The sequence below is a fragment of the Chitinophaga caeni genome (assembly GCF_002557795.1).
Taxonomy (GTDB): domain Bacteria; phylum Bacteroidota; class Bacteroidia; order Chitinophagales; family Chitinophagaceae; genus Chitinophaga; species Chitinophaga caeni.
Genome location: NZ_CP023777.1, coordinates 3,755,599 through 3,774,650 on the forward strand (window position 1 = coordinate 3,755,599; position 19,052 = coordinate 3,774,650).

A 19,052-nucleotide genomic window follows, 5' to 3' on the forward strand; every position below is an offset into this window, starting at 1 on the left:
TTACCAGATTAATTTTAAAACAAATCTAAAGTTGCCGTACTTTGCTAACTAATTATTTAACAGAAGATCGAACCGAATATGAAGGTTTTTAAATTTGGCGGTGCAAGTTTAGAAAGTATTGAACGGATCCAAAATGTGGGTAAAATTATCCAGTCATTTCCCGGTGAAAAGATATTGATCGTGATTTCGGCCATGGGTAAAACGACGAACGAGTTGGAGAATGTAGCTCAAAACTACTTCATGCGCAAACGCGAAATAGCCGCCCAAATACTCTATAATATCGAACAACATCATATTCAACTGGCGGAGAAGCTGCTCGGTGTTCACGAGCATCCTTTATTCACGCAGTTGCAACAGTTCTTTACCGAAGCTGAATGGACTTTAGGTGAAAAGCCTATCCGGCCTTATGATTATTATTATGATCAGATCGTGAGCATGGGCGAATTATTGTCCACAGCTATCGTGAGCGCTTATTTTAACCAAGTGGGTATCAATAATTGCTGGTTGGATGTAAGGGATATTTTCAAGACCGACGACAATTTCCGGGATGCTAATTTGGATTGGGATACAACGCAAGCCATCGTAAATGAGAAGGTGTTGCCATTATTCAACGACTATAATATTGCAATTGCCCAAGGCTTCATCGGTAGTACAGATCAGAATGAGACGGTTACTTTGGGACGTGAAGGGTCTGACTATACGGCCGCCATCTTCGCTAATATGCTGGATGCTGAAAGCCAAACGATCTGGAAAGACGTGGAAGGTTTGAAAAATGCCGATCCTAAAATATTCCAGGATACGGTTAATATCCCGGAAATCACTTTTAGCGAGGTGATAGAGATGGCTTATTACGGCGCCCAGGTGATTCACCCTAAGACCATTAAACCTTTGCAGAATAAGCAAATTCCGTTGCTTGTAAAATGCTTTTTAAATAAGGATTTGCCCGGCACTATCATCAAAGAGGATGCAGACGTAAGGCAACTCCCACCTATCTTCGTGCTAAAGCGAAACCAGGTGATGATCTCCGTTACTTCCCGTGATTATGCATTTATTACGGAAGATAAGATCAGCGATATTTACGACATCTTCCATGAACATAAAGTTAAGATACACCTTATGCAAAATGGCGCCATCAGCTTTTCTTGCGTGATCGATAATAACCCGGAAAAGATTGAGCAGTTGATAAAATCCCTGCATGTCGACTTCAAGGTGACTTATAATGAAGGTTTGGAATTATTGACCGTGAGGCATTACAAGAACGGTTTGTTGGAAGAAAAGACGAAAGGACGTAAAATCTTGTTGGAACAAAGATCTCCTACAACGGCGCAGCTCTTAGTAAAATAATATTCGAAACATACCGCCCCCGGTTGCAAGCCGGGGATTTTTTGTGCCTTTTTCGGTGCTTTTTTGGGCAAGCAAAAAAGTACAAGAAAGGAGCAGGTTGACATTGAATCGAACTTTTGAGGGCGATGATAATTTTTTCATAGAAAATTTAGTCTGACAACAATGATTTTTTATGAAAATAGCGGTCAAAATAAAAAACGGTTACAAAGAACCGTTTTTATAACAAATGTATTCCACCCTTTGCTCATGCAAAAGAACTTCTAGTATTGTTAATTGAGGAAAATGAATTATGCCATCGTGCCGTGGATATACCCTTCCAGGTTCTCGATGGTAGAACGTTGATCTTCCATAATTTGCTTCACCACATCCCCGATGGAGATGAGACCGATTAATTTACCTTTATCATCAACTACGGGTAAATGCCGGATATGTTTATCGGTCATTTTAACCATGCAGGCTTCGATTGAATCATCTTCGGTAACGGTGATAGGATTTAGTGTCATAATTTCAGAAATAAGGGTTTCTTTGGAGGCCCTACCTTTTAAAATGACCCTCCGGGCATAATCCCTTTCGGAAAAAATACCCAGGAAATTGTCCCCGTCAACTACGACCAGGGCGCCTACATTTTTTTCAACAAGAACAGTTAATGCGTGGTAAACTGTATCATTTGGATTAATGGCGTGAACTGCGTGGCCTTTGGCCTGCAGGATATTTCTAACTCTTCCTCCCATGGCAAGCCTGATTTTTTGTTAAGAAAAGGATTACTACTACTATTATTCGTTACTATAAATTAAACCATTCTAGCAGAAATAACAAATATTGATATTTTATATAAATATGTGCTTGATTCGCTTATTACAAATAAAAATGCCCGCTTGTTCATTTGAAGCGGGCATTTTTATAATTATTCTGATCTAATATTTAATCTTCCAAGCTGGTAGCGCCTGAAACACTGGCCGGTTCCGTTTGATGCAAATCAAACACCAGGATTTCATTATGACCTTTCTTCAGCCAAGGTGCGGGGCAATACAGCCTTTTCTGCGGACCAATTTCCCAATAACGACCCAAGTTATGACCATTTACCCAAACCACGCCTTTCTTATAATTTGACATATCTATATAAGTGTCAGCCACTTGATCCAGTTCAAATGAACCTTTGAAGTATTGACCCGGCTTATCTTTTTCAGGTCGAGACGGGCTGAGACGTTCGATACTAGCTTCGTCCATCGGCAAACCGTACACTTCCCAATTCATCAAGGTCATGCCGTTTAGGGTTACCCTATCCGTAATACCCTTCCTATCGATCAGGTGCTCAGCAAAGTTAATCCTACCCATACCTTCAACGAAAATTTCCAATATAGGGTTCATCACGTCGGATTTCGGCAATTGAATGGTGTTTTCACCTAACCTACGGTCGATTTTACCAACGTATTTACCATTTAAATAAACGGTGGCATAATCGTGTAAATCGGTAATGCGTAACCGTCCGCTATGATGACCGATTAATTTCGTTTTATATAGCATAAAGCCATAATCTTGGCCGTATGCTTCAAAGGGTTTCGGTTGCACCGAGGCTACCGGGGTCGGTAAATGTTCCCAAATACTGCTATAAGTTTCCATTTTAACCGGGGCTATAGTAGTGGTTGGAATAGCTTCGGGAATTGCAGGCAATTTTTTTCCTTTAGGCAGATATGAAGCGATTAAATCACGCAAAGCCGTATATTTTTTAGTGACCCTGCCCTGTTCATTAATCGGCGCATCATAATCGTAACTCGTAATATCGGGTTCATATCCTTTGCCACCGGAGTTCGCACCCGCGGTATAACCGAAGTTAGTACCCCCGTGAATTACGTAGAAGTTAAAAGATCTTTTATGATCCATCAGGTATTTAATCTCCTTAACGATACCTTCTACACTGGGTTTGGCAAATTTCTCTCCCCAGTGCGTTAACCAACCCGGGTAAGATTCACTACTAAATGCAGGTACGTTAGGATTTTGGCGTTCAGCAGCGGCAAAGGCGCCGTCGCTACCACCACTGTCTAAGCCGATGGCGGCGCCGGCTACTGTCCCGGCCTCCAACATGTAAGCTGTTGGGCCATCCGCGGTATAGTAAGGTACATCGATACCATTTTCATCCCAGAGGGACTTTAGTTTATATAAGTAGTTTTTATCATTACCATAGCTACCGTATTCATTTTCAATTTGAACCATTACAATCGGGCCGCCCTTGGTAATTTGCAAGTCCCTAACCTCGTTTGCCAAGGCCTTGATATAGCGTTCGGTTGCAGCGATGTACCTTGGATCCATACAACGCACCTTGATGTCGGGAATACGCAACAGGTATGGTGGTAAGCCGCCAAACTCCCATTCGGCGCAAACATATGGTCCCGGGCGAAGCATGACCCACATACCTTCCTCCTGGCAAATTTTGATAAACTCCGCAATGTTGTGATTCCCGGTTTTGAAATCAAATTGTCCTTCAACCGGTTCATGGTAGTTCCAGAAGATGTAAGCCGCGATGGTATTACACCCCATGGCTTTAGCCATTTGAATACGGTGTCTCCAATATTCGCGGGGAATCCTCGCGGGGTGCATTTCCCCGCTGATAACTTGGATAGGTTTGCCATCCAGTAAGAAATCGTGTTGACCTAGGGTAAAGGTATGCTGTTGTTCACTGATGTTGCTCTTCTTCTGAGCTTGGGCCGCAGGATGCATCATGATGCTAAGTGCCATGCAGCTTCCCAATAAAATTTTTCTCATTAGCTATGCTTGGTGTGTTAGTCAGGTTGTAAACTTAAACAAATATTTTGCTGTAAACTGATAGTATTTTAATTAAAAAGAGTGTTTGTTTAACATTTAAAATATTGAATTTGATGTTTGTAACAACCAGGTTAAATATATCAAAATAAACTTAGCGATCGGTATTTTAGATGTTCACTTTATGGATATCATAGCATTTAAATAAAAATCCCTTGCTAAATTCGGCAAGGGATTTTTTCATTTTAACTTGTAAAAAGCTTCTTATAAATTTTGTTTCTTCATCTCGTTTACCGCGAAATCTGCCGCGCGGGCTGTCAAAGCCATGTAGGTAACCGAAGGGTTTTGACATGCAGATGAAGCCATGCAAGCGCCGTCGGTAATAAATACATTCTTGGCAGCATGCATTTGGTTATTACCATTCAAAACCGAAGTTTTGGGGTCTTTTCCCATACGGGCCGTACCCATTTCGTGGATGCAATGACCCGGGGGCGGCATTCCATCACCTCCAGAAACGTTTTTCAGACCGGATTTCTCCAGCATTTCGATGGCGCTGTCTAACATGTCTTTCCTCATCGCGAGTTCATTTTCTTTAAACTCGCAATCAATATCCAATGTCGGTAAGCCGTATTTATCTTTTTTATCCTTATTGAGTGTTACCTTGTTTTCATAGTAAGGTAAATGTTCACCCCAGGCACCGAGACCCATCGTCCATTTATTGGCTTGGGTTTGTTGGAATTTAAATTCTGCACCGATGCCGTCGAACGTTAAGCCGCGCCCCCTCGAAGCACCGCCCTGGTAACCGAAACCACGTACGTAATCGCTTCTTTTAGTCTTCTCGTCAATATTCCGGAAGCGGGGCACGTAAACCCCATTCGGCCTACGACCGGGACCGTAATACTGGTCCTCAAATCCTTCGAACTCACCGCTGGCTCCCACACCGAAATGGTGATCCATCAGGTTATGACCAACTTGTTCGCTATCATTTCCAAAACCGTTCTGGAAACGGTTAGAGACTGAGTTTAACAGGATAAAAGTTGTACCCAAGGTAGAAGCATTTAAGAAGATGATCTTCGCAAAATACTCGATTACTTCTCGGGTTTCGCTATCCATGATGCGAACACCTTTTGCCTTTTGAGTTTGATCATCGTATAGAATTTCAAGCACGATAGAATGCGGTCTAAGCGTCATATTACCCGTTTTGGCTGCCGCGGGTAATGTTACACCGTTACTACTAAAATACCCGGTAAAAGGGCAACCGCGGGCACAGAGATCCCGGTATTGGCATTTCCGGTGATCAATGGCCTTTGTGGCGTGGGCAACGCGACCAATGGTCATGATCCGGTCGTTAAATACTTCTTTAAATCTTCCGGCAACGTGTTTCTCCAGGCAATTCATTTCCATAGGTGGCAGGAAATGTCCGTCAGGTAATTGTTTCAATCCTTCCGGTTGCCCGCTGATACCTGCAAATTTCTCCACGTATGTATACCAGGGCTCAATGTCTTTATATCTTATGGGCCAATCAACGCCATGCCCGTCCTTGGCATTCGCTTCGAAGTCGATATCGCTCCAGCGGTAGCACTGGCGCCCCCACATCAGGGAGCGTCCGCCAACGTGGTAACCGCGTAACCAGTTAAAAGGTTTAACCTGGTTGTAAGGGTTTTCGAGATCGTTGACCCAATGTTGTTGGGTTGCTTCGTCGAAAGCATAGCATTGGCTTTGGATCGGGTATTGCTCCCGCATTTCCTTCGTACTGTGCAAGCGGTGCTCAAACTCCCAGGGGTTCATCATGGCTGTTGTATAACCTTCTCCATGAACGATATTCCTGCCCCTTTCTAAAACCAATGTTTTGAGTCCCTTTTCGCAAAGCTCCTTAGCAGCCCAACCGCCGCTGATACCTGAACCTACGACGATGGCATCATATGTATTTTGTTCTTTAGCCTTTATATTCAGATTCATAATTATGATAGTTTAACAATGCAAAATCCCCGTCGCATGCACCAGTATTTGGATGATAGCAGCCGACGAGGATTTTATATGCTTCGTGATACTTAAGAATCAAATTAAATATTTCCTTTCTTCATTTCTTTTACGGCATAATCAACAGCGCGAGCCGTCAAAGCCATATAAGTTAATGAAGGGTTCACGCAAGATGCGCTGGTCATGGAAGCGCCATCTGTTACGAAGACGTTTTTACATGCATGCATCTGGTTCCATTTATTCAACATGGAAGTTTTAGGATCGTGTCCCATGCGGGCGGTACCCATCTCGTGGATAGCCATTCCTGGCCATGAACCGCGGTCGTAAGTTTTTACATTTTTCAGCCCGGCAGCTTCCAGCATTTCGGCAGCATCGTTGGCCATATCCTTACGCATTTTATGTTCGTTCTCCTTGAATTCCACGTCGAACTTCAACACGGGTTGTCCCCAGGCATCTTTCTTCGAAGTATCCAAGGTTACTTGGTTGCTTTCGTACGGTAAGCACTCCCCGAAACCACCTAAGCCCATGGACCAGTTGCCCGGTTCGGTTAGCATTTCTTTGAAATCTTTACCGACGCCCATTTCCGCAATTCCGCGGCTCCAACCGCTCCTGCTGGCGCCACCTTGGTAGCCAAAACCGCGCAGGTAATCGCGCTTGTCCCCGTTGAGGTTGCGGTAACGGGGGATGTAAATACCATTCGCCCTGCGGCCGAAATAATATTTATCCTCGTAACCCGGCGCTTCACCGGAAGCCCCGGTACGGAAGTGGTGATCCATCAAGTATTTACCCAAAACCCCGCTGTCATTACCGAAACCATTCGGGAAGCGGTTAGAAGTAGAGTTTAATAAAACGAAGGTTGTTCCTAAAGTAGAGCCGTTTACGAAGATTACCTTCGCATAATATTCCGTCATCTCCTTAGAATTTTTGTCGATCACACGTACGCCCGTAGCCTTACCTTTCTGCTCATCGTAAATAATAGAATTCACGATAGAATCCGGTTTCAATGTCAGGTTGCCGGTTTTGCGGGCTGCCGGCAATGTAGAAGACTGCGTGCTAAAATAAGCACCGTAAGGGCAACCGCGGCTACAGAGGTTACGGAATTGGCAATTGGCACGACCTTGTTCCGGGATCGGTTCGGTGATGTTGGCGACGCGCCCCATGGTTACCGTACGACCGTTGAAAGCACCTTCAACCTTGGCTTTCACGTCCTTCTCAACGCAATTGAAATCCATCGGTTTCATGAAAATGCTGTCTGGTAATTGCGGTAAACCTTCCGCGATACCACTGATACCAACCCAACGCTCTACGTATTCGTACCAGGGTTTGATGTCTTTGTAACGGATCGGCCAATCTACTGCAATGCCGTCTTTAAGGTTTGCTTCGAAGTCAAGATCGCTCCAGCGGTAGCTTTGACGCCCCCACATGATAGATTTACCACCCACGATATCGGGACGGTACCAATCGAAGCGTTTCACTTCTTCATAAGGAGAGAGGCTATCGTTGATCCAATATTTTTCATTGTGTTCGCTGTAAGGATAGTCGCGGCTCATATAAGGGTGTGTTTCCCTTTGTTCGACCGTGATGCGGCCCCTATGTTTAAACTGCCAGGGATCCATGGTGGCAGTTTCATAATCTTTTACATGTTCTAATTTCTTACCGCGGTCGAGCATCAAGACTTTGAAGCCCTTCTCGGTAAACTCTTTGGCTGCCCAGCCACCGCTCACACCGGAACCAATCACGATAACATCGTACGTATTTTGTTCCTGCGCCTTTATATTAAGATTCATTTCGTGATAATTTATGCAAGTGTTAAAAAGAAAACCTAGAAAAGAGAGGGTATTACCGTATGGTTATCAGGTAGCCCAAGCTTTATCACCTTTTTTATAAGGAACACAACCATCGTATCTACCGGGTACCTGGACATAGCGTAGTGCCTTGGTAGCGCCCGGCTCAGAAGTAAAGTAACCTAATAATGTCAGTTCTTTCATCAACTGGAAATAGTGCGGGCCGGAGCCTTTCGGTTTATCTTTTTTCTTGTTATAATCGATCCTTTCTTGATCGATGGCAGTCAGCAACTCGGTTTTCTGCCCTGGGGCCAGTTGTACGAATACTTTACCGAATTTTTTATTACTAGCTTCGTCAATTGCTTTCAGACCATCCACGAAAATTTTCTGCGATTTTTCATCGTAGCAATCATTCATCATGGTAATCATAAATTCATCCACTTTCGCTGCTTTAGCGCCCGGGGTATCAGTTTCCGGGATAATGGTTTCACTAATTTCTGCTAAAAGGGAACGCGTTTCCGGAGTTTGTAACGTATAATTTTTCGGACCCGTATTGCAACCCGACAGGGCAGCCATTGTTGAAGCTGAAATGGCAGTTCCCATCAGAATTGCCACGTTTTTAAGGGCGTCTCTCCTATTCATATTAATTGATTTGACCTTTATTGACCTTGAGCATTCAAGATTTTAAAAAAATATGAAAAATCATAATTAAGATTGCGAAAAAATAATTCCGCGGTTGAAATATTGGATAAGTGGTACTAATACCCTGAAGTGTAAGGTAAAGTGACAGATAATTTGAGCCGTTTCATATTACGTGGAAGTTTAACTTGGATAAATGTAATAAAAAACCGGGAGTCTTACACTTTTTTTGTGAAGGACTCCCGGTCGTATCTATTAATAAATAATTTTAGAGGATATATTGGCCTTTACTATCGACCATAATAACAGGTAACTTGTGATGTTTCTCGAAATAATCAAAGCCTTCTTTCAGCTTCACCCAGAACTTTTGAGCATCATTGTCATTTAAAGATTGATTGCCCAGGTAATCCATAGAAGATTGATTACTGAAACGCACGGGAAAAACATGCACCGGGATAAAATCCTGCCCGGCATTTTTCGCGTTAACAGCCAAGATGTATACTTCGTCTATAAACTCATCTGTCAACGGGATACAGCCGATGGTTAAGCAATTTCCATGGATGTAAATTTCCCCGCCGGGTTTCTTTGGATCGCTTAAGATTTTATCGGAATAATTAGGGTAATTAATACCGAGGGAAAGGTGAAAGCTACTGTTGGGATTAAAGTCATTTATATAATAAAACCCTTCCGGCACTTGCCTATCACCTTCTTTCCGCTTAGGGCCCATTTTACCTGATAGCGAGCAAACCCTGTAAGTTTTATATAGTTGGAAAGTATCGGTTACATTATTTTTAACCCAAATTTCCAACTCGCTATCGAGTTTAAACGAGCGGATATACATAAATCTTGCAGGATAGACTAAGCCCTTAGCTGCAAACTCTTTTTTAATTTTTTCTTCTTTTTGACGGTAAGCCTCTCCCACCCTGGGAAATAACTTTTGGTTCTCAAGAAATGATTGCTGCGCATCCGCGATACCGGTTCCTAAAAAGAACAAGGCGGCCACGATAAAAAAATGCTTCATGTTTGAATTGTCCCGGTTAGTTATCTTAAATTTCTATAGGCAAGGTAAAATAATAGAATCGCCAATACCAAATACACGATCACCCCTACTTTTCTACCTGCCAATTTCAAAATATAATGCGGATTTCCCCTATAAACAAGAAATGCCGTAACTAATTGAAAAACTCCTGCCAATAAAAATAAATATCCATACAACGTTTGCGTATTCATACTGCTATCGATTCTTCGCAAATTTATCGAAATTTTGATAAGCTAGGTACAGAATCCTAAGCAAATAACGATTTTTATGGTAAAAATCGTATGGAGAACCGGCGTAATAATACCGACGAACCGCTGTTTCCCGTAGAATTTATGCATATTTGGATCCTGATAGATCCATCACACTTTCCTAAATTCTTTAACAATTCAATCTCTTTCCAATCACCTGGAGCCCTTTCAATATATTTAGATAATAATTTTTTATTTAAATATATATGTACAATTATGTATGTGCTGGATCGGTCAACATCCCCATTTTTGCAGCTGATTGAAATTGCCACCCGGCTAGAGTTTCCCGGTATTTGCAATGCTTCGGTGCGTAAACTGGAATTACAAACCGCGCCAGCACGTAGTACGCAATAATATTCCGATGGATGATCTCCTGGAATAAGTGCAGCAGGTTCTGCAATGATATAGGGAACTTCCATCCATGAAATCCCGGATAAGAAGTAACGGCTTCCCGCGACGAATTGAGCGGTATAGAAATGCCGTGCATGAGTGGTAGAACCGGGATCGACTTTTCTGTGTAAACAGGAAATCAAGACAATACAGCCCCCGATTTGCCTTTTTAAACCGGGTTTACAAGTATTAAAATCCAACAAAATAGCACTTCCTGGACTATTTTCCTTATAAATGACTGCTTGCCAGCTTTGACCGAGTTGATCCAAGTAACAAGTTCCATCAATAATATCCCTGCCTGGGCTTAATACCTGTAACAATTCGTCACCGTTCGCGCCGATAATTTTGCAGATGAAAGTATTGGTTTCTTCCGGCGGTATTTGCAATTTGAATTTGCACACATTCCCAGGAACTGTTTCCGTGGGAATAAAGCTGTACCCGACTGAATATGTTAACATGACAGATTGGTTTGAAGATTGGTTTCGTGAAGTTTTTGGAACATCGCATGTAAGGTTCCTTGTAAATTTAGGGAGCTTGCCTGCAAGTGTGGATCAGTAGCAAGTTTTATGGAATTGGAATATATTTCAATATATTGTGGGTTCGGGAATTGAATTTTAACAATCTGTATTGACAAAATCTTTCTATGTCTGGGGGAAACTCATTTTTAACAAATGTATCCAAGGGGGCGTTTCGCTCTTTATTCGGCGCCAAAAGGAAACGTAAAGGCATTAGCTTTTGGCAAGAAAAGCGCTTGAAGCATTTACCTAATGATCAATTGCATAGCTTCAATATTTACGGGGGAAAATTTTACTTTACCCGCCCTTACGAGTTCATGCATTCGTTTGAAGAATTAATTACTACGGGTATATATAAATTTGATGCGGGACACCAGCGCCCGTTTATAATTGATTGCGGCGCTAATATAGGCTTGAGCGTCGTTTATTTTAAGCACTTATATCCCGGCGCAGAAATAATTGCATTTGAGCCCGATGAGCGAAATAAGCAAACCTTGGCCCGTAATGTTGAGAGTTTCAAGTTAGCTGATGTACAGTTGGAAGCGAAAGCTATTTGGATAAATAATGATTCTATATCGTTTGAATCATCCGGCGGACAAGGCAGTAAGATCGGTGAAGCCGGCGCCAAGGAAGATACGGTACAGATTTCCTGCCAGCGGTTGAAAGATCTACTTGATCGCAGGATTGATCTATTAAAAATCGATATTGAAGGAGCTGAGTATGAAGTAATGAAAGATTGCGCAGGCAGTTTACAAAATGTACAGCATCTTTTTGTCGAATATCATGGTGATATACGTGAGCATCACAAGTTAACCGAAATTTTAACTATAATCGAGGAAGCAGGATTTATGTACTTGTTGCAGGAAGCAGCCAATAATGTACCACATCCTTTCATTATGGAGAAACAAGCGGAGAGCTTCGATCAGCAGCTCAATATCTTCGCTTTCAGAGCTTGATCTTACTTAAAATATAATATGAAAAAGGGAACAGCGTTATCAATAACCTGTTCCCTTTTTAGTATTTTATTTATTCACCGCGGTTGGAGTAAATGGGCAGAAAAGAATTTCTGCCCAAGATTATTAACTCATCAAATCTGCAATGAAAAAATTACTAATTCTGTTTTAAGCCACCACCGCTTCTATCGATTTGGGTTTGTGGGATCGGCATTACTTCGTCGCTAGCATCGAAAGTAATTCCTAAGAAAGAAGACAAGATAGAACCTTCAAATGCGGAATAGCTTTCTATTACTTGCTTAGCGATACCCCAACGTACCAAGTCAAAATAACGGTGACCTTCCAATGCGAGTTCCAACCTTCTTTCGAAGTGAATCGCGTTCATAGCATATTCTTTTGTCGGGAAATCAGTGTATTGACCTACATTATAAGCGGCAGCAGGGGAACCATTTACGGATACACCTGGTAAATGGGAAGCCCTTTCCCTAATTAAGTTTACTAGGCGCTTTGCTTCATCGAGGTCATTTGCATCAGCGGCACACTCTGCGGCCATCAGGTAAACATCGGCTAAACGGATGATGTTTACATTTAAACCGGTTACATAATTGGCACCGGAAACTGAATTGGCTGCAAATTCCGTTTCGAAGATCGTGTGTTTGCCAGCAACAAATGGTCCGGCATATGATGGGTCACGGATCCAAGCATCGCCCGGCATAACACCCCAATCTTTGTATGGAACGCCCCTACGACCTACCGTGTAATCTAAACGGGGATCGAAAGCAATTGTTTGATTTAATGCATAGTTTTCTTTCGCGGTACCTGTTAACCCGAAATCGGATTTGTAAGGGTTGGTGCGATAGCTATTATCCAAGAAAGGCAAACCGTTTGCATCTACCCTGAACGAGTTAACAAGGTCAAATGTAGGTTGGAAGAAACCGCAGCAGTTTACTGGTGCGCTACCATAAAATCCGGCTAGCATATCTCCCACATTGGCGTTATCACCGCTACCATCAGGGTTTATTGTATGTTGTACGGCGAAGATAGACTCGGGTCCATTTTCTGTTGCGATTTTGAAATTATCATCAAAATCCAAAGTCTCGATGGAAGGTCTAGAAGCTATAACATCATTAAACAGCGGTAAGGCTTCACTTTGACGGTTCAAGTATAATAATACTTTACCCAGGTAAGCTTTAGCGGCGATGTTATCCGGGCGACCGATATCACCTTGTGGATGTGTTGCAGGTAAATTATCGACAGCAAATTTAAAATCTGCTTCAATCATCGGGTAAACGTCCCCTTCGTTTGATTTGGTAATCGCTTCCGTAGTTGACGTGTTCTCATCAATGTAAGGAACATTTTTGAACAACCTGCGTAAGAAGAAATAATAGTGCCCCCTTAAGAACCTTGCTTCCGCTTCTACTTCCTTAGCCCTCTCGGCTGTGAACTTAGCGCCGGAGCCATTTTGAACAGCATTCAACAAGAACAAGGTGGTGTTACAACGCGCGATACCTTCGTAACAACGTGTCCACATCACTTCCAAGTTATCATTGGTACTGGTTACCTGGTGAAGCTCGATCTGGTTCATGTTAGGTTGGTCACTGTTCACACTACCTTTATGTGCGTTATCAGCGCCTACTTCCCCGAAAAGCCATTGGCTGGGTGCAGAAGCATAGTTACCCCATGTTCCATCCAAATTGCCGTTCAATAATCCGTAAGCACCGATCAAGGTAGCTTCACAGCCCTCAACGGTTTGCATTTGATCGGTGACCAATTGCCCTTGAGGTGTTTTTTCTAAGAAACTTCTGCTGCAAGAACCGAATGTTCCGACCGCGACAAAAGCTGCAATATATATAACTAATTTTCTTTTCATTTTAATTAACTTTTAAGTTAGAAACCTGCACTGATACCGAAAAGGAATTGTCTGCTCAACGGATATACACCAAAGTCTACACCCAAAGCCGGATAGTCACTCGGAGTTTGAGTTACCTCTGGATCTATACCTGTGTAGTTAGTGATTGTAAATACGTTGGTAGCCGTAAAGTAAGCTCTCAAGTTTTTGATCCTACCACCTAACCATTTCTCAGTTGGGAAAGTATAACCGATTTGAATGTTTTTCAAACGGAGATAGCTACCATCTTGAATATAATAGCTTGATGAAGCGTATTCATAATCGTTAGATGTCCTGATAGGAGCAGGTGTGGTATTGCTAGGATTAGTAGCGCTAAAAGCTTTCAACATACGGGTAGAAGCTGCCCCATCGAAAGAACCGAAGTCAGTATAATACCTGGTTGCTTCGAAAATTTGGTTGCCTTGTACACCGTTGAAGAACATACTTAAATCAAAATTCTTATACCTAGCGTTAATGTTTAATGAATAAAGAAAATCAGGGTGAGGACTACCGATTACGGTTCTGTCATCCGGTGTAATTACACCATCAGGTTTACCATCAGGGCCGGAAATATCTTTATATTTCAAACCACCTACGCGGGCACCTTCATAAGAAGGACTATTCGCTACGTCATCGGCATTTTGGTAAATACCGGCTGTTTGATAACCGTAGAATGCACCGAATGGACTCCCTGGTTTCAGTATCGTTGTAGTCAAGCTTCTGAAGTTACCATAAGTTTGTTGCGTAACTGAAGGAGCTAAAGCTTCAACGGTATTTATATTGCGGGAGAAGTTCGCACCGAGGTCGAATTGGAATGCTTTGTTATCGGCAAAACCGTAGTGGTAATTCAACGCGATTTCAAAACCGGTATTTTTCATCGTACCTACGTTTTGATAAGGGGAATTACCCATACCTACCGCTGCTGCCGGTAAAGGAACTTTGAACAGCATATCTGTTGTTTTCCTGTTATACCAGTCCAATGTACCATCGAAACTACCGTTAGCAATGGTGAAGTCTAAACCGATGTTAGTCGATTTCAACTGTTCCCATTTAATAGCCGGGTTATCATAATCGGAAACCCAGAAGCCGGAACTTAACGCCTTACCATCAACGATCGGGTAATTAGCCCTTGCGATTGTTGTTTGGTGACGTCTCAAGTATTGGAAGTTCGGGATTCTTTGGTTACCCGTAATACCGTAACCTGCACGGAGTTTCAAGTCGGTAAGCCAGCTAACATCCTGCATGAAACTTTCCTTGGAGATCCTCCAAGCAACGCTCGCCGCAGGGAAATTCGCATATTTATTTTCCGGTCCGAAGTTAGAAGAACCATCCCTTCTTAATGTGGCGCTCACCAAGTAGCGATCCATGAAGGAATAATCTACTTTACCGAAAACGGAGAATAAGGAACTTACGCCACCGTTACTGGTGTTGGAGATATTACCGCTACCTGCATCCAGGTAATAGTAATCCAAGTTACCCAGGATGAAGTAACCGTTTCTGCCAGCACTTAAATAACGGCTTTTTTGGTTGATGGCTTCAATACCTCCTAAAATATTCAAGGAATGATCTCCTTTTTCATATTTATAATTCAAGGTATTCGTCCAAGTCCATTCTTTATTATAGCCCTGGTACTCGCTCATACCATCTTGTGTACCACCTTCAGAAAACTCCAGGTTAGGGTAAGTAAAACTTACACCACCGTAGTTTTCATAGCGCATACCGAAAGATGTTCTCGCAGTTAAACCGTCGATGATATCAAGTTCAGCATAAGCATTTCCGAAGAAGAAATTCCGGGTATTTTTGTTGTCTTTAGCGCGGTATAACATGGCAACCGGGTTTTGACCGTTACCAAGTTTATCACCTTTACTTCCCGCGAAGTTACCCATGATATCATATACCGGGATGATGGTAGGAATCCTGTAGGCAAAACCGAAAGGACTACCTTCACCGATATAATCACCGGGAGTATTATTGTTTACCCCTGAACCGTAGAACTCCTCGTAGCTGTATGTCATATTTTCACCAATCCTGAACCTGTTATTCCAGAAACTGAAACGGGTATTGGAACGGATATTATACCTAGAGTAGCCGGTGTATTTGGCGATACCTTCCTGGTCAAAATAGCCACCGGATATAGAATACACGGCGTTTTCATCACCACCGTTAATACCGAGTTGGTAACTTTGAATCGGGGCATTTTGGGTCATTTCATCGAACCAGTTAGTACCTTTTTGATTGGCCTTCGTGATTTGATAGAATGTCTGTGAATTTTTCGGTGTATAATTATACTTGGAAGGATCAGCATCGGCTGCTGTAACATTCTGACCGGTAGCGCTACCTGCTAACAAGTATTCCGGTAAAGTCGGGTTATTAGGATCTAAACCGTAGTTTGTACCCGTTGTAGCCTCTTGACCGGGAGCCTTGGCAGGATCGCCCGTATTTCTGAATGCATCAAATAAATAGTTTGCATACTGTGTAGGATTCATCATGTCCGGGAAGCGGCTACGCACCGGGTTTTGAGAACCGTAGTACATATCCAGGTTAACGCGGGCTTGCCCCGGTTTACCTCTCTTCGTGGTGATGATCACAACACCGTTATTCGCACGTGAACCGTAGATAGAAGCGGCAGAAGCATCTTTCAGGATCTGCATGGTTTCGATATCCGCGCTGTTCAACCAGCTTAATTTACCCTCGTAAGGTACCCCGTCGATTACATACAAAGGATCGTTATTGTTGATCGTACTGTAACCGCGGATACGGATGATAGGTGTTGCACCCGGGGCGCCATCCGTTACGATTTGCACACCGGTAGCTTTACCTTGCAAGGCTTCGGTAGGGCTCGCAACGGGTTGGCGTTTCATTTGATCTACGCTAACAACCGCTACGGCGCCTGTCAAGTCTTTTACTTTCTGGGAAGAATAACCCGTAACAACGACCTCGTCCAAGGTGCTGTTGGAATTATCCAACACGATATTATAAGTAGTTTTACCAGCTACCACGGTCACCTCTTGCGCAGCGTAACCGATCGAGCTGATCATTAAAACATCATTTACTTTTGCCTTGATGCTGAAAGCACCTTTTTCATCGGCAATTACCCCCCTGCTGGTGCCTTTAACTTGAATGGCGGCGCCAATTACAGGTTGATTGTCTTTTCCTACCACGGTACCCGTGATAGTCATTTCTTGTGGATTTGATGAGTAAAAACTAGCCGCGCTCACTGCTAACGGTTCCAAATTGGCTGTAGCATAGGTATTTGCGTGGGCAAGCGAACTAGTTGCAAGGATAGCGAAGCTATGCAAAAAGGATAATCTTATTGCCGATTTTACAACAGCAATACGTCGCTCTTTTTTCATATTTTTGAAGAGTTATGGTTCTTAAATGTTTTGAACTGTACATCATGAACCGGTCTTGTACCGGTGAAGAACGATTATACTGACAATACCCCCATACCGCCAGTTTTTTGCATACTAAGTCTCAATTCTAATCATAATTAGTTTTTTAATAAGTGGAATTTATTTGTTTCGTAAAATTATATCCATATCAATTATTGGTTTATAATTTATCTATATATCTATTTATGAAACTATTGATTGATTAAAATCTGATGAGAATTTCCAGTATTTTTTAGCATACATTACCCCCTTCACTCTAATTGTTTAGGTGATAATAGGCAAAACAAAACCAGGGCAATGAATTCCATTGCCTTTAAGTGTACGTGTGTCGTTTCAATAGCTACAATGCGCTAATTTTTAATGACAACACAGTAATAGTGGAAGTTAATTCGGATTTGGAATGCAATACATCGTCCGAATAGATTCTGGTAAATTCTTCATAACGTGTTTCAATAAATATCAGTCCTTCATTTGTCGTGTTAAATCGGGTCTCCAATCAAAACATTTCCTTATTTAAGCTACCAAATTTTAATGCTTACAACAATATCTATATAACACTAACGCTAAATTAAATTTACATGTTCATTTTAACAAATCCAAACAAAAAGTTAAAAGTTTGTTGAAATTTAGATGTTTATCAAAAAAAAGGTACTTATTGTAAAAAATACATAAAGTGAATATACGATAAGTATATGTTAATTATATACATCTCAATCGTGGCAAATTTATCTTTGCGTGTAATTCACACTAAGTAAGGCGGTTTTGCCACTCCCCCAGTTCGTGTCCTTATTACATTAAGAGGTGTTATAAAGGGAAATCTAAATGCTTAGACAGCTTTTTAATTAATTATAATAATTTAAGCCCAAAAAAAATCCCACCCGTTGCCAGGTGGGATCATCCATATGCTAAGCATCATTTGGATTTTGTTGTATAGAACTGTTCTAGTGTATGATTGCTATAAATTACCCCTCAAGGCTTGCTCTCTCTCGATCGACTCGAAGAGGGCTTTAAAGTTCCCCTTCCCGAAAGATTGTGCCCCTTTCCTCTGGATGATCTCGAAGAAAACGGTCGGCCGATCCTGGATAGGCTTCGTGAAAATCTGCAATAAATAACCTTCGTCATCCCGGTCTACCAATATTCCCAAGTCTTGCAATGGCTTTATATCTTCATCGATAGAGCCCACCCTTTCTAATAACGTTTCATAATAAGAGGATGGAACGCTTAGGAATTCAACACCCCTGCGTTGCAATTCGCCCACGGTATTAATGATGTCATTGGTAGCGATGGCTACGTGCTGTACTCCGGGACCACCGTAAAAATCCAGGTATTCCTCGATTTGAGATTTTTTCTTCCCTTCGGCCGGTTCGTTGATCGGGAATTTGACGCGCCCATTGCCGTTACTCATTACTTTACTCATCAGCGCCGAGTACTCCGTGGAGATATCCTGGTCATCGAAACTGATCAGGTTGCGGAAGCCCATGGTTTGTTCATAAAAGTTAACCCAGGTGTTCATCTCGTTCCAACCCACGTTACCCACGCAGTGATCAACATGTAACAGACCGGTATCAGCTGGTTGATAAGAAGGTTTCCACTCCTTGTAACCGGGTAAAAAAGCCCCCTTGTAATTTTTCCTTTCAATGAACAGGTGCACCGTATCGCCGTATGTATGGATACCGCTTTTAACGATTTCACCCGATTCATCTTTTTCAACTACCGGTTCCAGGTAAGCCTTGGCTCCCCTTTTGGTTGTTTCTTCAAATGCGCTGCGTGCATCGTCAACCCAAAGGGCTAGAACTTTTACGCCATCGCCATGTTTCGCGATATGTTCCGCGATTTCATTACCGGGTTGCAATGGTGTGGTGAATACGAAGCGGATTTTATTTTGAACCAATACGTAGGAAGCACGATCCCTTACGCCGGTTTCAGGGCCGGCATATGCGACAGATTGAAAGCCGAAGGCCGTTTTATAATAATGCGCTGCTTGCTTCGCATTACCTACGTAAAATTCGATGTAATCTGTACCATTTAATGGTAAAAAATCGGCGCCAACTTTCTTGGCTTCTTCTACTGCAGTGTTCATCATGTTAAATTTTTTGTTGTAATGGTTTGTTAATGGTTGGTAT

Annotated in this window: 12 protein-coding genes; 2 read left to right on the forward strand and 10 right to left on the reverse strand. The window is 42.3% G+C overall.

All coding sequences use genetic code 11. The features are described from left to right. Positions 1 to 78: 78 nt before the first annotated feature. Positions 79 to 1,344 (forward strand): aspartate kinase, encoded by a 1,266-nt coding sequence (locus tag COR50_RS15730; protein WP_098194865.1) that lies wholly within the window; start codon positions 79 to 81, stop codon positions 1,342 to 1,344. A gap of 287 nt (positions 1,345 to 1,631) precedes the next feature. On the opposite strand, the gene COR50_RS15735 is transcribed toward COR50_RS15730, so the two are convergent. The 7 genes from COR50_RS15735 to COR50_RS15770 all read right to left on the reverse strand — a co-directional run bounded on the left by COR50_RS15735 (position 1,632) and on the right by COR50_RS15770 (position 10,639). Continuing rightward, the gene (locus tag COR50_RS15735) at positions 1,632 to 2,075 is read right to left on the reverse strand and encodes a CBS domain-containing protein (protein ID WP_098194866.1); all 444 of its coding nucleotides are present in this window, start codon (positions 2,073 to 2,075) and stop codon (positions 1,632 to 1,634) included. Between the two features lie 190 nt (positions 2,076 to 2,265). Then, a complete protein-coding gene (locus tag COR50_RS15740; RefSeq protein WP_098194867.1) occupies positions 2,266 to 4,104 on the reverse strand; it encodes a glycoside hydrolase family 35 protein in 1,839 nt (612 codons plus the stop codon). Positions 4,105 to 4,365: 261 nt separating this feature from the next. Continuing rightward, complete coding sequence (locus tag COR50_RS15745) at positions 4,366 to 6,060, reverse strand: GMC oxidoreductase (RefSeq protein ID WP_198405671.1); 1,695 nt, start codon at positions 6,058 to 6,060, stop codon at positions 4,366 to 4,368. A 104-nt stretch (positions 6,061 to 6,164) separates the two neighbouring features. Beyond that, the gene (locus tag COR50_RS15750) at positions 6,165 to 7,868 is read right to left on the reverse strand and encodes a GMC oxidoreductase (RefSeq protein WP_098194869.1); all 1,704 of its coding nucleotides are present in this window, start codon (positions 7,866 to 7,868) and stop codon (positions 6,165 to 6,167) included. A 66-nt stretch (positions 7,869 to 7,934) separates the two neighbouring features. After that, a complete protein-coding gene (locus COR50_RS15755; protein ID WP_098194870.1) occupies positions 7,935 to 8,507 on the reverse strand; it encodes a gluconate 2-dehydrogenase subunit 3 family protein in 573 nt (190 codons plus the stop codon). A 265-nt stretch (positions 8,508 to 8,772) separates the two neighbouring features. Further along, positions 8,773 to 9,525 carry a L,D-transpeptidase family protein gene (locus tag COR50_RS15760; RefSeq protein ID WP_098194871.1) on the reverse strand — a complete coding sequence of 251 codons (753 nt, stop codon included), beginning with the start codon at positions 9,523 to 9,525 and terminating at the stop codon, positions 8,773 to 8,775. Positions 9,526 to 9,808: 283 nt separating this feature from the next. After that, entirely contained in the window at positions 9,809 to 10,639 is an 831-nt protein-coding gene (locus COR50_RS15770) for a hypothetical protein (RefSeq protein ID WP_098194873.1), read from the reverse strand. A gap of 185 nt (positions 10,640 to 10,824) precedes the next feature. On the opposite strand from COR50_RS15770, the gene COR50_RS15775 reads away from it, so the two are divergent. Beyond that, positions 10,825 to 11,652 (forward strand): FkbM family methyltransferase, encoded by an 828-nt coding sequence (locus COR50_RS15775; protein WP_098194874.1) that lies wholly within the window; start codon positions 10,825 to 10,827, stop codon positions 11,650 to 11,652. Between the two features lie 154 nt (positions 11,653 to 11,806). Here the strand turns inward: COR50_RS15775 and COR50_RS15780 are convergent, their stop codons facing one another. The 3 genes from COR50_RS15780 to hppD form a co-directional block, all read right to left on the reverse strand. After that, entirely contained in the window at positions 11,807 to 13,519 is a 1,713-nt protein-coding gene (locus COR50_RS15780; protein ID WP_098194875.1) for a RagB/SusD family nutrient uptake outer membrane protein, read from the reverse strand. Between the two features lie 17 nt (positions 13,520 to 13,536). After that, on the reverse strand, positions 13,537 to 16,890 hold the full coding sequence (locus COR50_RS15785; RefSeq protein ID WP_098194876.1) for a SusC/RagA family TonB-linked outer membrane protein: 3,354 nt from the start codon (positions 16,888 to 16,890) through the stop codon (positions 13,537 to 13,539). Positions 16,891 to 17,884: 994 nt separating this feature from the next. Further along, positions 17,885 to 19,012, reverse strand: coding sequence for a 4-hydroxyphenylpyruvate dioxygenase (gene hppD / locus COR50_RS15790; RefSeq protein WP_098194877.1), 1,128 nt, complete (start codon positions 19,010 to 19,012; stop codon positions 17,885 to 17,887). Positions 19,013 to 19,052 lie beyond the last annotated feature (40 nt).

Excerpts from the sequence above, each read along its gene's own strand:
- COR50_RS15785 (WP_098194876.1), bottom strand. The coding sequence starts at position 16,890 with ATGAAAAAAGAGCGACGTATTGCTGTTGTAAAATCGGCAATAAGATTA.
- COR50_RS15760 (WP_098194871.1), bottom strand. The coding sequence starts at position 9,525 with ATGAAGCATTTTTTTATCGTGGCCGCCTTGTTCTTTTTAGGAACCGGT.
- COR50_RS15750 (WP_098194869.1), bottom strand. The coding sequence starts at position 7,868 with ATGAATCTTAATATAAAGGCGCAGGAACAAAATACGTACGATGTTATC.
- COR50_RS15730 (WP_098194865.1), top strand. The coding sequence starts at position 79 with ATGAAGGTTTTTAAATTTGGCGGTGCAAGTTTAGAAAGTATTGAACGG.
- hppD (WP_098194877.1), bottom strand. The coding sequence starts at position 19,012 with ATGATGAACACTGCAGTAGAAGAAGCCAAGAAAGTTGGCGCCGATTTT.
- COR50_RS15780 (WP_098194875.1), bottom strand. The coding sequence starts at position 13,519 with ATGAAAAGAAAATTAGTTATATATATTGCAGCTTTTGTCGCGGTCGGA.
- COR50_RS15755 (WP_098194870.1), bottom strand. The coding sequence starts at position 8,507 with ATGAATAGGAGAGACGCCCTTAAAAACGTGGCAATTCTGATGGGAACT.
- COR50_RS15740 (WP_098194867.1), bottom strand. The coding sequence starts at position 4,104 with ATGAGAAAAATTTTATTGGGAAGCTGCATGGCACTTAGCATCATGATG.
- COR50_RS15770 (WP_098194873.1), bottom strand. The coding sequence starts at position 10,639 with ATGTTAACATATTCAGTCGGGTACAGCTTTATTCCCACGGAAACAGTT.
- COR50_RS15735 (WP_098194866.1), bottom strand. The coding sequence starts at position 2,075 with ATGGGAGGAAGAGTTAGAAATATCCTGCAGGCCAAAGGCCACGCAGTT.
- COR50_RS15775 (WP_098194874.1), top strand. The coding sequence starts at position 10,825 with ATGTCTGGGGGAAACTCATTTTTAACAAATGTATCCAAGGGGGCGTTT.
- COR50_RS15745 (WP_198405671.1), bottom strand. The coding sequence starts at position 6,060 with ATGAATCTGAATATAAAGGCTAAAGAACAAAATACATATGATGCCATC.